Here is a 14,211-nt window from a genome sequence, read left to right as displayed (position 1 = left end):
GCGTGCCGCGATGGCTACATGATATTACACCGGAATCGTCACAAAGAGTTCGGAACATTTCGAATATTGTTCGCCGATACGTGCGGCTTGCCGCGATGCTACCAATCCGTACCGCTTTGCCTGCTTGCTTCCGATCCAACGCCTTGTCGGTGGAGAACAATGACCGAGAATTTGCCGGATGTTCAGCGCGCGAGCGCCTTTTTCTTTGATTTCGACGGGACGCTGGTCGCACTTGCGCCGCGCCCGGACCTGGTTGCCGTCGAGCCGCACGTGCGCGAGGTGCTCGACGCACTCGCTGTGCAGTTCGATGGTGCGGTCGCCGTGGTGACAGGCCGTCCCCTCGATGTGGTGGACGGATTCTTGGCGCCGGTCGCGCTTCCGATTGCGGCTGAACATGGCTCGATTCGGCGCGATTCACGCGGCGCGCTTCATATTGACGAGGGGAACGAGGAGGCGGTGGCGGCAGCCCATGCTGCGCTAGATCCCTTCGCGGAAGACAATGCCGGGCTTATCCTTGAGCGGAAGCGCTCGTCCATTGCCCTTCACTACCGCCAGCGGCCGGAGCTAGCGGCCCTGTGCGAACGCGCCGTTCAGGACGTGGTGGCCGAGAATCCTGGCCTCGTCATTCTCCCGGGCAAGATGGTGTTCGAGCTGAAACCGAAAGGTATCGACAAGGGGGAGGCCGTGCGGGCCTTTCTGGAGGAGGTCCCCTTCCAGGGACGGACGCCCATCTTTATCGGCGACGACGTCACCGACGAGCACGCTTTCGAGGTCGTCAACGCGCTGGGAGGCCTCTCCGTGAAAATCGACGAGGGGGACACGCTCGCGCATTTTAGGACCGACCGTAAGGGCTTGTTTGAGTGGCTCTTTCGGGTGGTCGACAAAGGCTAACAGGCGCCTCGACAAGGCCGTCTTACATCGAGCGGTTTCGGTTCTTATATACCATGGGCTTGCGCGAAGGGTATGGGGACCCTTCCTTCAGTCGGTTCCAGGGTGTCACAGGAGAGGTGTCACAGGACATGCTTGACGACGGACAGCGCGGCACCGCCCTCGTACAAACCTACGACGGCGACGACGCGCAAGATATTGACGAAGTGTCTTCTGCTCCTCCTGCGAAGCAGGAGTCGTGGCTGTCGGGTGTCACGCGACGCCGGGGCGCACCTGTCAAAGCACGCGAAACGCGCGTCAAACAGAAAATGGTCAAGCCGGGCCCGCTCGGCATGTTCCTCAAGCCTATCGGAATGGCGATAGGGCTGATCCTGATCGCCTATGCGGTGCTATCTTTGGGGACCACATTCTATCGCAGCTATTACCGCCATTTGGATCACACTGCCGCCGTCCATCCCGACGGGAGCTTCTTCGATATTTTAACACCCAGCCGCACCTTGCCGCCCGACGCGGTTGATCTCGTGGTCAAGGATATTGACGGCAAGTTGCATAAGGTCGTCGTGGGTCAGTCGGAGGCGGACAAGTTCGTCAACGACACGATATTGATGCTCGACGAGGAACGCGCGCGTATCAAGCGAGCAGCCCATGAGGACATGGCGCGCAGCTTCGATCTCGCGTTCCAGGATCGCGACGAGGCCATCGAGGCCTATGCTGACTGGTTCTTTGAGTGGAAGCGCTCCTACATCGTGCTGAAGGAAACCGTGGCGTCCGCGGTCGGCCGTTTCTTCGAGACCGGGAAATACGAGTCGCTCGGCGAGGCGATCGAGGCGGATGTCGACGAGTATTTTCTAAGCAACTACACGGACCAGGTCCTGAAGCCCGAACTGCGCGATCAGACGATCACCAAGGGCGTGGAGCAGGCCGTGCGCCATGCTCATGACAGCTTTCGGCGCGTGATCGCTAACACCGACATGCGGCTGCAGCTGTTTCTCGCCAAGCACACGAGCACGATGGAGGACATTCCCAAAACCACCTCCATGACCAATGTGAACTTGGATTGGGATGCACAGAAATGGAAAGCGCCGACATATCTGATGGAGGACCGCGCCTTTGACGGTGTCGTAGGTGTCGGGGCTGCCGCTGCCGGCGGCACGGTCGGTGCGTTGACGCTCGGCCGTGCGATCAACGGTATTGCAGCGCGTAGTTTTGGCCAAATGTCCACGCGTCTTGCCACGTCGCTTGCCACGCGCGCCGGGCCAGCGATGCAGGGCGCGGCGGTCGGTACCGTCGTCGAGCCTGTGGGCGGCCAGGTGATCGGCGCCGCGCTTGGCGTCGCCATCGGCATCGCCATCGACTACTTCGTCAACGAGGCGAGCGAGGCGATCAATCGCGAGAGTTTCGTTGCCGCCAACGTAGAGGCGCTCGAGGCTACGATTGACGCGTGGCAGCTGGGGCTCGATAAGAGTGTCGACGATGCTATCGACAAATGGTTCGACGATGCGAGAGCTTCCGTTGTCCTCGCGAACCGGTAGGGGCGCGGCCGGGCCGCAGACGCATTCGTTCGGATTGGGCCCGGCACGGCGCGCACGTGCCGGCTCCAGCTGGTTCACGGTACAACGGGCGCGTGCGGAAGATGCGGCCGGAACGCCGTCGGACTCCGGCACCGGCGCGTTGTCCGAATCTAAGGAAAAGGTTTGCCAGCCGTGCGATCAAGCCTCACGGAAACCGGTTCTTGCAGGTCCGGTCCGCCGGACCCGGCTCTCGCGGGCCTGGCAGGTGGCCGAGGCTGCTTTGGCTGAAGCCGCATCGTCCGAGGCCGAGGCTTCCCCCACTGAGTTGGCGGCGTCCAGGTTCGAAGCGGCGTTCCGAGAAACGAACGAAGAGAAAGACAAGGACTTTTCAACGATGGATAATAACGTCAAGGCAATCGCGCGCCCGGCGGCGAGCCGCTCCTTGCGCGAGGCGATTGGCAAGGCAAGGCTCGAGGAAGCCGAACGGCTCGATCGCACCGCGTACCATCGCGATGGTGAGATTGCACGGCTGGAGCTCTTGAAGGCTGAGCTGGATGTGGTGTTTGCTGACATTCCAAGTCACGACGATCGCTTCAACTTGGCGCTGGTTCCGAGCCGCCCGGCGCGCCTTTGGGTCGATCTCTTCACCTATGTCACGGTCGATGAGGGCACGAATGCCTATCTTTTCATGCGCAACAGCGAGAACGGACGCCGCACGCTGTTTCGCGCGACCAACGTGGTCGAGGCGGCGGACCGCATCACCGACTATGTCGCCGGAGAGATTGTGCGCCGGGAGCGTATGGACGCGGCGTTGGTTCAGCCCGGCATTCGGCCTCAGGGTGCCTACTTGGAGCCAAATCCTCGGCTCAATACGCGTATGGTGGTCTTGGGCTTCATCGTCGGATTGCTGACAGGCGCGGTTGGGTTGGTCGCCGCGGTTTGGCTCAGCACGACCTAAGCACGCGTTTCTCGCATTCCAAGACCTGGCCATCCTTCGTGGCGGCGCGGCCGGTCATCTCCACATGCCACCCGTTTCCGGCGCGTTCAATGGCGTATTCATTGTAACGCGCGGCGGGGACCCTGCCGTCCACCGCTTCGGACGCGGACGGAACCCCTACGACAATTGCAGGACCGCTGATCGTTTCGCAGTCCAGGACGCTCTGTTCGTGGTTGTGGCCATGGAGCACGAGTTCGGCGCCATGGTCCCGCAGGATTTCTTGAACCTCGTGTGCATCCCGCAGGGCGCGCCGCCAGCTGGTCTGTCCCGGTAGCGGCGGGTGATGGATCAGGACGACGCGGCAAAGACCTTTCTGGCCGAGCCGGTCGAGGATGTCGGTGAGCGCGCGGCGCTGCGCCGAGCCAAGCCAACCGGCGGCCACAAGCGGCGCGGTTGGTACGGCCGATGACAGGGCGATGAGGGCGATGTCGCCGTACTGCCGCACAAAGGGAAAACCGCTGGGCGGAGTCTCAAAGAGCGCGCTACCGGCCTCGTTGGCCTCCATGAAGGGGCGCCAAAGGGCCGTGGCCTTGTCGGGATGGAGCCGCACATAGGCGTCGTGATTTCCGGGAATGACTGTGACGTCGTCCGGCGCCCCGAGCTGCCAGAGCCAATCGGCCGCGGGCGGGAATTCCTGCGGGAGGGCCAGATTGGTGAGGTCGCCCGTCACCGCGATGTGGTCAGGGCCGCGCTCTTTCAAATCGTCCGCGAGGAGGTCGAGGATTTCGCGCTTGTGCACGAACTTTCTCCCCCGGTGCCAGTTTACATAGCCAAGGAGCCGTTTGGACAGGAGCTGGCGCCGCCTCACCTTCGGCAGGGGGCTCAAGTGAATGTCGGAGACGTGGGCGAGGGTGAACACGCGCTGGGCCTCATTGGCGCTCATGCGCTCTGCCTATTGCAAAAAGCCGCTGCCGCCAAGAGAGCGTTCCGCACATCGCGGTGGACCGCCGCAGCACGCTGACTTCTGGACAAGGACCGATTGGTACCGTCATGGTGCGGCTCCATTTCATCACGATGACGGCGGAGATTTTGTGGTTGGGCAAGAACGGACCACGTAGCAAGCGCCTGTCCCGGGTTGTCTCGGCGGCGTTCCGGCCCATCTGGCGCATGAGCCGCGGCATGACGTTGGGCTCTCAGGGCGCCGTGATCGACGAAACGGGTCGCGTTCTTCTCGTGCGGCATAGCTATCGGGCAGGTTGGTTTTTTCCGGGCGGTGGCGTTGAATGGGGCGAGACGCTGGAGGATGCGCTCGCGCGCGAACTCGAAGAAGAGGTCGGCGTAACGCTGACGGGGCCGCCAAGCTTGCACGGGATGTTCTCGAACAACGCGAATTTTCCCGGCGATCACATCGCTCTTTATCTGGTGCGCGACTGGAAGCGAAACAGCGAGTACCGGCAAAGGGGCGAGATCGCAGAGACCGGAATGTTCGGCTTGGACGATTTGCCCGAGCCCTTGGACCCGGGAACAGGCAGGCGTCTTGCGGAGATCTTCGGCAGCGCGCCGCTCAGTCCCAGATGGTCCAGCTAGACAGGATATGTGGTCCTGCGAGACGAGCGTTGTGCGGTGGCCGCGCTATTCGTCGCCCGTCATCAATTTCTTGGTGATCTTCGCAACGTGGTGGCCCTGGAAACTCGCCAGGTTTAGTTCCTTTTGCGAGGGCGTCCGGGAGCCGTCGGGCGCGGAGATTGTGCCCGCGCCGTAAGGAGAGCCGCCCCTGACCTCGCTGATGTCCGGCAGGTCCGGCGCGGAATAGGGCAGGCCCACGACGACCATGCCGTGATGAATGAGTGTGTGGTGGACGGACACAATCGTCGTCTCGTTGCCGCCGCCTGTGGAGGTGGAGGTGAAGACGCTGCCGACCTTGCCGATCAGGGCCCCCGCCGCCCAGAGCGGACCGGTTTGATCGAAGAAGTAGCGCATTTGCGAGGTCATGTTGCCGAAGCGCGTGGGTGTGCCGAGGATGATGCCGTCGTACTCGGCGAGCTCGGCCGGCTCGGCGACTGGCGCGGGCTGTTCGACCTTCATGCCGGCTGCCGCCATGACGTCGTCAGGCATCAGCTCGGGAACGCGCTTCACAGTCACCCGAATGTCTTCAACGGCCCGCACGCCGTGCGCAATCGCGTATGCCAGGGTCTCTGTATGCCCATAGGATGAATGATAGAGAACGAGCAGCTTCGCCTTGTCTGCCATGAGTAACCCCGCTTAACCTTCGGATCGTGCGTTTGCGCCCCGCCTTGCCAGAGCCGAAGTCTAGCAATTCCAACGCTATACCGTGAGCCGATAACACTTAGTGAACTTGGGGCCGTTCGTAAACGTGCCGAGCGCTCTAGTTCCTCAATGGGGCTGGACCTCTTGGCGCCGTCCGTGATAAGGCCAGCGCCCATGATGTGGACGAGCAAGACCATAAAGCCTCTTCAGCGACGACGAGCAAGCGCCCGCTTTACGCGGAACGCCTGACCCTCGCCGCCGCCTCGTCCTTAACTCACGCAAGTCAGTTGGTCACGTTTGGCGCCCCGGTAGGGATTTTCCCTTCACCCTTGTTCTTGGTGCCAACGCTATGATGCCGTTTGAAATTCACCCCGAAACCGAAGCCGACATTCCGGCGCTCAATGCTCTTTCCGCAACGGCTTTTGGTCCCGGCCGGTTCGTGCGCAGTGCCTATCGCGTGCGCGAGGGCATCGCGCCCGTGTCTGGGCTCAGTCTGACGGCCTGGTGCGAGGGCCGGGTGGCGGGCGGCGTCCGGTTCACAGCCATTTGTGTCGGCGATCACGACGGGGGGCTGTTGCTCGGCCCGCTCGTGGTCGATCCGGCGCTGACGGGAAAGGGGTGCGGCAAAGCGCTGCTGGAGGAAGGGTTGGCGCGCGCGCGGGAAGCGGGATTCGGCTTCGTCCTGCTTGTTGGGGACATGCCCTATTACGGTCGCTTCGGCTTCAAGCCATCGGCACAAGGCGCGATCACCCTTCCGGGGCCTGTCGATCCGGCGCGCCTGTTGGGTGTGGAACTCGTCGAGGGCACGCTGGATGGCGCGGCCGGCCAAGTCAGGGCGTACGAGTCAGAATAAATGAGTTCCAGCCCGACGGACGGCGCTTAGCGGCCCTCGCGGTACCAGGCCGCGGCCAGGAGACCAAGCAGCAGAGCCAATGCCAGGAAGCCGCTGAAGAGCGGGAATAGGCGCACGCCCTTCACGTGATAGGCGTCCCGTTTATGGAGGCCCAGCCAGTCCGTGCCGTGCATGACATGGCCACTGCGGATCATGGCAAGACGGGGAAGATCACCCCCATCGGCGTCCTCGAGACCCATCCAGAATGCGCCGCCGCCCGTGCCCTCAAGGACCGGTGCTAGCGGTTCGCTGGACGCGGTGACGGCTGCGAACTCGCGAGTATTGGCCTTGCCAACGGTGGCGAGGCCTGCAAGGGCTCCGGACGCCACGCGATAGACGCCGTGTTCGTCGACTTGCAGCACCTTGCGCCATAGGCCGCGCTCGCCCTTATCGAGCTCAATGCTCATCTCCTCGCCCGACGGCGCGGTGACAATGATGGGGTCGACCTCGTCCTCGATGGAGCGCCGTTCTATAATGAGATTTTGGCCCTTGCTCGAGGCTTTCAAGGTTTCCTGCTCCAGTTCCGGCTCCTTCATCAGCCAGTGCGCCAGGCGCCGCAGCAGCTCCGAATAGGGGCCGCCGCCATCATAGCCGCGTGCCCAGAGCCAGGCCTGATCGGAGAGCAGCACCGCGACGCGGCCCGTGCCGCGCTCGCCGATGACCAGCAGAGGCCGCCCGTCGACACCCTTCATCAGTACGTCTGCATCGCGCGGGGACACGTCGACCACGCGGAACCAGCGGCCCCAGGTCGGGTCGGTCCCATCGGTGCCGCCACCACGGGCGCCCGCGAGGTCGCCGGTCACCGGGTGTTTGGCGCCAAGGTCTGACAGGGCCGGCCGGTAGGGCTTCTCGATCACACGTCCGGAGGGGGCCGCGGGCAGAATCTCGCCGAGCGGGGTGCGATAGAGACTCAAGGGCGATGCGTAGTCGTCGCCGGAGGACACCAGCACCGCGCCGCCGCGCTCTACATAGCGCGCGACATTTTCAAGATAGAGCAGTGGCAGCACGCCCCGGCGCTGATAGCGGTCGAAGATGATCAGGTCGAACTGATCGAGCTTCTCCTGAAACAGCTCGCGAGTCGGGAAGGCGATCAGCGAAAGCTGGTTAATCGGTGTGCCGTCCTGCTTCTCCGGCGGACGCAGGATCGTGAAATGCACGAGGTCCACGGACGCATCGGACTTCAACATATTGCGCCAGGTGCGTTCGCCAGCATGGGGCTCGCCCGAGACGAGAAGCACACGCAAATTCTCGCGCACGCCTTCGACGGTGAGAAGTGTCCGGTTGTTGATCGCGGTCAGTTCTCCGGGCGCGCCGTCGACTTCGATCTCCACGATATTCGGGCCGGCATGGTCAATCTCGACAGGAATCTCGACAGGGTCGCCCACGCGCACCGTCTGCGTGCGTGGTGCCTTACCTTGACGGGTCACGGTCAGCGTGGCGATGTCGTCTTCGCGGGGCTTTGACTCGCTGACTTTGACTTCGATCGTCTGGTTGCTGCCGACAATGCCGAACCGTGGCGCCGCGGTGACTTCGAGCCTGCGGTCGAATTCGTCTTCCTTGCCGGTCAACAGGGCGTGTACGGGTGCATCAAAGCCAAGGGCCGCTACCTTGTCGGGCACGTCGTGGACTTGGCCGTCCGTGATCATGACGACGCCCGCCATGCGGTCCGGCGGAATGTCGGCCAGGGCCTGGCCTAAATCGGTGAAGAGCATCGTGCCATCGCGCTCGATGTCTCCCGAAGCCGAGCTGGAGCGAACGAAGCGCGTTTCAAGCTTCGGGACTTCCTTGAGACTCTCTTCGAGCGCCTTGCGGAGTTCGGCGGTGCGGCCGGTGCGGCCCGCCAGTGTCTGGCTCTGGCTGTCGTCCACCACCACGGTGACGATATCGTTGAGCGGTTCGCGATCTTCCCGTTTCAGGTGCGGATTGGCGAGCGCCAGAAGGAGTGCTGCGAAGGTGAGAAGCCGCAGCACGGCGCCGCGCCGTGCGCGCCAGAACAGCAGCGCCAGGAGCACGGCCCCGATGGCGGCGATCACCCAAAGGGCGGGCCAGGGCACGAAGGGGATAAAAGTGATGGACCAGTTCAACATCTACTGACCCAACCTTTCGAGGAGGGCAGGCACGTGGACCTGGTCCGCCTTGTAATTGCCGGTGAGGGCGTACATCACCAGATTAACGCCCGCGCGGAATGCCATTTCTCGCTGCAACTCGCCGCCGGGCACGACGGGATAGAGCGGGCGGTTGGCCTCGTCGAGCGCCCAGGCGCTGGCTAAGTCGTTAGACGTGATGACCACGGAGCTCACGCCATCCGTGCGGCGGGACCGGGCGTTGCGCTCCGTCTCGTCCGAGGGCTCGGCCTCGACCCAAAGCGAACCGCCGTCCCAGCGGCCGGGAAAGCTGTTCATCAAATAGAACGACCGGGTCAGCACATGATTGCCGGGCACGGGCTCGAGCGCCGGAATGTCGAGCTGGCCGATCAGCCGGGTCAGCGCCTTGCCCTGGCTGCCGCCATAGGCCACGCGTTCCTGATCGCGGGTGTCGAAGACGATCATGCCACCTTGCTTCATATAGGCGTCGATCTTGGCGAGCGTTTTATCGGACAGAGGTTCGGCGTCCTCGCGCACCGGCCAGTAAAGAACCGGGAAGAAAGACAGGTCGTCGTTCTCGATGTCGACGCCCATCGGCGCGCCCGGCTCAAGCGCCGTGCGGGCGCCGATCACCTTGCTCAGGCCCATGAGGCCGTCCTCGCTGGTGCGGTCGATCTCCCCATCGCCCGAGAGCACATAGGCGAGGCGTGTCTTGAGTGTGGCCTGTAGCGCAAAATCGTCGGCGTTCGTGTCGGATGCCGTTGCGGCCGCATTGGTGTCGGACTCCGCCGCAATTGCTTCTTGCGGCGAGGCCGTGGCCGCGAGCAGTACTGCGAGGGCGATTGCCGCCGTGGCTTTATGGTGCCTGCGGAAGCCGAGGCCCGCGCTCAAAGCGAGCACCGCAAGAATGTCGAGCGCGAATATGCCGAGCGCCGCCAGATACAGCCAAGGCTCCAGGGCGAAGGGCTTCTTCAACGTATAGAAGCTGACCGTGCTGGCGCCCTCGACATCGGGGAGCGGCAAGAGCTTGGTGTTCGTCTTAACGATGTTGAGCGCGCGGGCTTGGCCGGACGGGCCGTAATAGCCTGGCGGATGATCGGGGCCGGCGACCGTCTTGTCGAACCCGTCGGGCGCGATCGGCGCCGCGCTCAAGGGCGGCGGGACGAGCTGACCAAATCCATCGAGCACTTGAACCGGGGCGAGCGCTGTCGTCGCCGAACTGCGCAAGGTGCTGGCCGCTTCATCGCCCGCCTCGCCGTTCTCATCGTTCGCGGCACCGACCTGGCTCGGCCCAAGGGTCATGGTCCGGCGGAGCATCTGCACAAAGAGGCCGGACAGCGGCAGGTTCGACCAGTCGGAATTCGCAGTCACATGGAACAGAACGATCCAGCCATCTCCTTGCCGCTTGGCTGTGACGAGCGGTGTCCCATCTACAAGGGTCGCCCATACTTCGGCGTCCATGGCGACGGCCGGGTCAGCCAACACCTGCCGGTTCACGCGGACATCCTCTGGAGTGTCGAGACCGCTGAACGGGCTCGCGTCCTCAAAGGGCGAAAGCTGTTGCGGGGTGCCCCAGGACAGGGCGCCACCCAGAGAACGGCCGCCGCGCCGCAGAGCTGCGGGTAGCAGTTCGTCGCCGCCTTGCTCGAGCCGGGGCCCGGCGAAACGAATCAGCATGCCGCCCTTGTCGAGCCAAGTCTCAAGCTCTTCCTGCGTGGCCGGCACGAGCTTACCGATATCGGCCAGTACGATGGTCGACACGCGCTGCTTCTCGATCAGATTGTTGACGGCGGTCGCGATATTGCGCTCGGTTGGTGTGATCACTTCCGAATAGGGCGACAGGGCGCGTTCCACATAATAGAGCGGCGACAGAAGCCGCTGGGCTTCCTCGCGAGATTCGCCCGAAACGATACCGACGCGATGCCACTGCGATTGCGCGTCCAGCAAGTGCACGGCGCCGGCGGAGCGCTGTCCTTTGATCTGAAGGCGCGCCACCTGGTTGCGGATCTCAAGCGGCAGGTTGAAGGGAGCGATGGCTTCCGTCTCGCCGGTTTTGATCGCGAAGGGTGCTTCGCCAAGCGGTTCTCCGCGTGCCGTCAGTGCACGGATGCTTCCCGACTGAGGGCCTTCCGCGCCGCTCACGACCCGGCCGGCAAGAACGCCGCCTTCGGCGCGCGCGTGTCCGACACCCAAGGGAGCTTCCTGAGCACCAGGTTTTAGGACGGTGAGACTGCCACCCTCGGCGATTTTCCCGAGCTTGTCCGCAAACTGTTCGGCATGGCCGTAGTCCAGGCCGTCGCTAAACCACATGACACTGTATCCGGATGTTGTTTTCAGAGCCTCGTCCAACGACGCGGCCAATGTCTCCCGGTCCGGTGCGAACGGTTGGGGCACGAGTCCGGTAATGCGTTCGCGGACCGCGTCCGCAGGCAGCGGTTCGCCTATCTCGTCGGCTGAAGCCGTCGGCACGATCAAGACGTTGCGGCCGCTACGATCGGCGCGGTCGATGGCGGCCTCAATGGCTTCGCGCCGTGCGTTCCAGTGCGCCGCGGAGGCCCAACCATTGTCGACCACGACAAGGAGCGTTCCTTCCCCTGCGAAGCGTCCCTCATCCGGATTGATGACGGGACGCGCAAGCGCCAGTATCAACAAGGCGGCCAGCAGCATCCGCATCAGGGTCAGCCACCAGGGGCTACGCGCCGGTGTCTCTTCGGTGGGCTTCAGCTCTTTCAACAGACGCGTCGGCGGGAACTCGACGAGCTTTGGGCTCGGTGGGGTAAATCGCAGCAGCCACCAGATCGCGGGCAGGGCTGCCAGCGCCAGCAAGATCCAAGGCTGCATGAAGCCGATGGGGCCGAGCGTCATCATGAGCCGGCACCTGTTTCCGTAGCTGCAGGCTCGGTGGCGCCGCGCCCGGCACGGTAACGGTAGTCGCGGTCCTGGCCGGAGAGCTGGCCGTGAATCGCCAGGAGCACTTCCTCGGCGGGTCTATCGGTGTGATGCAGGACGAAGGACCAGCCGAGCTGCCGCGCCACCTCTTGAAGGTCGAGGCGATGGCGCTCCATCCGCTTCTGGTATTTGTCGCGCAGATCCTCCGCGCGGCCGGCGATCATTGTTGCGCCGCCTTCGGAGGCCTCGAACTCAGTGCGCCCCGAATAGGGCAGGGTCTCTTCGGCGGGATCGAGAATTTGAACCAGATGTCCGCGCACACCCTGGCTGGCGATTTGATGGAAACGCGCAACGGTGTCTTCGATAGGCTCGAGAAAATCCGAAAACAGAATGCACTCGGAAAAGCGATTGAGGCGCGCGGGCGGCGGTAGGCTATCGTCCGCCGTTTCGCCGAGAAGGACCTCGGCCATCTTGCGGCTGGCAAAGCGGCCTGTGGAGGGAACCCGGCCCATGAGCCCGATCCGTTCGCCGGCGCGTGCCAAAAGCTCGGTGAGCGCGAGCGCCAGAATGACCGCACGGCTTTCCTTCGAGGTCTTTGACAGGAACGACTTGAAACGCATCGAGGGCGACAGGTCTAGCCAGAGCCAGACCGTATGGGCTGCTTCCCATTCACGTTCGCGGACGAAGAGCCGGTCGGAGCTCGCGGAGCGGCGCCAGTCGATCGCCGCCACGGAGTCGTTGACGTCGAAATGCCGGAACTGCCAGAAGGTTTCGCCAGGCCCGGGGCGGCGGCGTCCGTGGGTGCCGTGCGTTACGGTATGAGCGACCCGGCGCGCCTCGACGAGCAGCGAGGGCATCCGCGCCGCAAGCCCGTGGGCTTCGGCCTCTTCCGCCAAAAACGGTTGAAGCGCTGCGCGTTCGTTTGCCAAGGTAAGCCTACTTCAGCGGCTCGATGAGCCTTGCCATCATATCGCTCATTTCGATACCTTCCGCGCGGGCGGCGAAAGTCAGCGACATACGGTGTTTCAAGACAGGCTCGGCGAGGTCGATCACGTCGTCGACGGACGGCGCGAGGCGTCCCTCCATCATCGCTTTCGCGCGCACGGCCAGCATCAGCGCCTGACTGGCGCGCGGGCCGGGGCCCCAGGCAATCATCTCGTCCAATGTCTGATCGATGCCGGTGCCGGGGCGGGCGGAGCGGACGAGTTGCAGAATGGCGTCTACGACCTGATCGCCCACGGGAAGCTGGCGCACCAGCCGCTGGGCGACCATCAACTCCTCGGCCGTCAGGATCGTCTTGAGCTTGCGCTCTTCCGTGCCGGTGGTGGCGAACAGCATGCGCCGCTCGGCGTCGGCGTCGGGGTAGGAGACGTCGATCTGCAACAGGAAGCGGTCGAGCTGGGCTTCGGGCAACGGATAGGTGCCTTCCTGCTCCAGCGGATTCTGCGTTGCGAGCACATGGAAGGGCAGCGGCACGTCATGGCGGACGCCGGCCATTGTGACATGGTGCTCCTGCATCGCCTGCAGCAGGGCCGACTGAGTCTTGGGGCTGGCGCGGTTGATCTCGTCCGCCATCAGGAGCTGGGTAAAGATCGGCCCTTTGACGAAGCGAAAGTCGCGCTTGCCGTTCGCGTCTTCTTCCAAGACTTCCGAGCCGACAATGTCGGACGGCATCAGGTCCGGCGTGAACTGGATTCGCTTGTTCTCAAGTCCGAGCACGGCGCCGAGTGTCTCGACAAGGCTCGTCTTCGCAAGGCCCGGCACACCGATGAGGAGGGCATGTCCCCCGGACAGCAGCGTCACCAGCGCCAAGTCGATGACGCGCTCCTGGCCGAAGATGACGGTCCCGGTTGCGTCGCGTACATCCTGGATTTTGCTTCCAATTTCATCGAGTCGGTCGACGAGCTGAGTTTCGGATTCAAGTGTGGTCATGACTGTCTTATCTATGCTTCCGTTTTGCTCAATCCACAGGGTGGCGAAAAAATAGGGCTAAAGTCGTATGAAAGCAGAACACATTGTCCGGCAAACGGATCACAATCCCTTGTTCGTCTGTTTTAAGTTCTTTGTTGCGAACACTAGGTCGTTTTTGGCTGAATACGGCAATGCCTGACAAGAACACCACGCGACTGGTAGCATCTGACAGTGATGGCGGCAAACGAGCCGGGCCATCATTGCCAAAGCTTAATGTTTGCGGCGATATCGGCCTGAAAATCATGCGCGACGGCACGTGGTTCTATGAAGGCTCGCCCATTGGCCGTAAACCCTTGGTGAAGCTCTTTTCCACTGTGCTGCGGCGTGAAGAGGACGGATTTTACCTCGTCACGCGAGTGGAGAAGGTGCCCATCGAGGTCGAGGGCGAGCCGTTCATCGCGGTCGCGATGACCCGGGACGGTGAGGGGTCCGACCAGCGCCTGACCTTCACCACCAATGTCGACGACGAGGTGACGGCGGGTCCTGCACATGCCATCGGATTTCGCGCCGAACCCGAAGGCGGGCAGGCGCCATTCGTGGATGTGCGAGACGGGCTGCGGGCGCAGCTTTCGCGCGCGGTCTATTACGAGCTAGCCGATATGACGGTGGAGACAGAGGCGGGGCCGGGCGTGTGGAGTGACGGCGCGTTTTTTCCGTTCCCTATGGATGAGTAAGAAAGAAGGATGCGCGATGCCGGTGCAAGCGGCCGAGGGAAAGCGCGCTCGCATTGTGCGCATCGCGCCGCTAAGCTCCCGCACCAAAGGCGCATGA

At 63.3% G+C, this 14,211-nt stretch carries 12 protein-coding genes; 6 read left to right on the top strand and 6 right to left on the bottom strand.

Annotated features, from left to right (window positions below; translation table 11 throughout):
- Positions 1-159 precede the first annotated feature (159 nt).
- The 3 genes from otsB (at position 160) to WBQ77_RS00085 (ending at position 3,357) form a co-directional block, all read left to right on the top strand.
- Positions 160-891 (top strand): trehalose-phosphatase, encoded by a 732-nt coding sequence (otsB, locus tag WBQ77_RS00095; RefSeq protein ID WP_424045380.1) that lies wholly within the window; start codon positions 160-162, stop codon positions 889-891.
- A gap of 128 nt (positions 892-1,019) precedes the next feature.
- Positions 1,020-2,420, top strand: coding sequence for a hypothetical protein (locus WBQ77_RS00090; RefSeq protein ID WP_424058364.1), 1,401 nt, complete (start codon positions 1,020-1,022; stop codon positions 2,418-2,420).
- Positions 2,401-3,357 carry a hypothetical protein gene (locus WBQ77_RS00085; RefSeq protein ID WP_424058362.1) on the top strand — a complete coding sequence of 319 codons (957 nt, stop codon included), beginning with the start codon at positions 2,401-2,403 and terminating at the stop codon, positions 3,355-3,357. The genes WBQ77_RS00090 and WBQ77_RS00085 overlap by 20 nt, the downstream gene beginning before the upstream one ends.
- Here WBQ77_RS00085 and WBQ77_RS00080 read toward each other — a convergent pair.
- Positions 3,344-4,279: a metallophosphoesterase family protein gene (locus WBQ77_RS00080; RefSeq protein ID WP_424058360.1), complete on the bottom strand. Its 936-nt coding sequence runs from the start codon at positions 4,277-4,279 to the stop codon at positions 3,344-3,346. The genes WBQ77_RS00085 and WBQ77_RS00080 overlap by 14 nt on opposite strands.
- Positions 4,280-4,386: 107 nt before the next feature.
- On the opposite strand from WBQ77_RS00080, the gene WBQ77_RS00075 reads away from it, so the two are divergent.
- Positions 4,387-4,923 (top strand): NUDIX domain-containing protein, encoded by a 537-nt coding sequence (locus WBQ77_RS00075; protein ID WP_424058358.1) that lies wholly within the window; start codon positions 4,387-4,389, stop codon positions 4,921-4,923.
- A gap of 45 nt (positions 4,924-4,968) precedes the next feature.
- Here the strand turns inward: WBQ77_RS00075 and wrbA are convergent, their stop codons facing one another.
- Positions 4,969-5,586 (bottom strand): NAD(P)H:quinone oxidoreductase, encoded by a 618-nt coding sequence (wrbA, locus tag WBQ77_RS00070; protein ID WP_424045375.1) that lies wholly within the window; start codon positions 5,584-5,586, stop codon positions 4,969-4,971.
- A gap of 367 nt (positions 5,587-5,953) precedes the next feature.
- On the opposite strand from wrbA, the gene WBQ77_RS00065 reads away from it, so the two are divergent.
- Positions 5,954-6,457 (top strand): GNAT family N-acetyltransferase, encoded by a 504-nt coding sequence (locus WBQ77_RS00065; protein WP_424058356.1) that lies wholly within the window; start codon positions 5,954-5,956, stop codon positions 6,455-6,457.
- Between the two features lie 26 nt (positions 6,458-6,483).
- Here the strand turns inward: WBQ77_RS00065 and WBQ77_RS00060 are convergent, their stop codons facing one another.
- Genes WBQ77_RS00060 through WBQ77_RS00045 form a run of 4 tightly spaced genes read right to left on the bottom strand, consistent with a single transcriptional unit; the run spans position 6,484 to position 13,401 of the window.
- Entirely contained in the window at positions 6,484-8,580 is a 2,097-nt protein-coding gene (locus tag WBQ77_RS00060) for a hypothetical protein (protein WP_424058385.1), read from the bottom strand.
- Positions 8,581-8,583: 3 nt separating this feature from the next.
- Positions 8,584-11,448 (bottom strand): DUF4159 domain-containing protein, encoded by a 2,865-nt coding sequence (locus WBQ77_RS00055; RefSeq protein WP_424058355.1) that lies wholly within the window; start codon positions 11,446-11,448, stop codon positions 8,584-8,586.
- Positions 11,445-12,398, bottom strand: coding sequence for a DUF58 domain-containing protein (locus WBQ77_RS00050; RefSeq protein WP_424058354.1), 954 nt, complete (start codon positions 12,396-12,398; stop codon positions 11,445-11,447). Before WBQ77_RS00050 ends, WBQ77_RS00055 begins: the two co-directional genes overlap by 4 nt.
- Before the next feature lie 7 nt (positions 12,399-12,405).
- Positions 12,406-13,401, bottom strand: coding sequence for an AAA family ATPase (locus WBQ77_RS00045; protein WP_424045243.1), 996 nt, complete (start codon positions 13,399-13,401; stop codon positions 12,406-12,408).
- A gap of 239 nt (positions 13,402-13,640) precedes the next feature.
- Between WBQ77_RS00045 and WBQ77_RS00040 the strand changes: the two genes are divergently transcribed.
- Positions 13,641-14,114: a DUF1285 domain-containing protein gene (locus WBQ77_RS00040; protein WP_424058352.1), complete on the top strand. Its 474-nt coding sequence runs from the start codon at positions 13,641-13,643 to the stop codon at positions 14,112-14,114.
- Positions 14,115-14,211 lie beyond the last annotated feature (97 nt).

It is taken from the genome of Methyloceanibacter sp. (assembly GCF_049590335.1).
Taxonomy (GTDB): domain Bacteria; phylum Pseudomonadota; class Alphaproteobacteria; order Rhizobiales; family Methyloligellaceae; genus Methyloceanibacter.
This window is presented reverse-complemented; position numbering and strand designations above follow the sequence as displayed.

Excerpts from the sequence above, each read along its gene's own strand:
- WBQ77_RS00080 (WP_424058360.1), bottom strand. The coding sequence starts at position 4,279 with ATGAGCGCCAATGAGGCCCAGCGCGTGTTCACCCTCGCCCACGTCTCC.
- wrbA (WP_424045375.1), bottom strand. The coding sequence starts at position 5,586 with ATGGCAGACAAGGCGAAGCTGCTCGTTCTCTATCATTCATCCTATGGG.
- WBQ77_RS00055 (WP_424058355.1), bottom strand. The coding sequence starts at position 11,448 with ATGATGACGCTCGGCCCCATCGGCTTCATGCAGCCTTGGATCTTGCTG.
- WBQ77_RS00090 (WP_424058364.1), top strand. The coding sequence starts at position 1,020 with ATGCTTGACGACGGACAGCGCGGCACCGCCCTCGTACAAACCTACGAC.
- WBQ77_RS00075 (WP_424058358.1), top strand. The coding sequence starts at position 4,387 with ATGGTGCGGCTCCATTTCATCACGATGACGGCGGAGATTTTGTGGTTG.
- WBQ77_RS00045 (WP_424045243.1), bottom strand. The coding sequence starts at position 13,401 with ATGACCACACTTGAATCCGAAACTCAGCTCGTCGACCGACTCGATGAA.
- otsB (WP_424045380.1), top strand. The coding sequence starts at position 160 with ATGACCGAGAATTTGCCGGATGTTCAGCGCGCGAGCGCCTTTTTCTTT.
- WBQ77_RS00065 (WP_424058356.1), top strand. The coding sequence starts at position 5,954 with ATGATGCCGTTTGAAATTCACCCCGAAACCGAAGCCGACATTCCGGCG.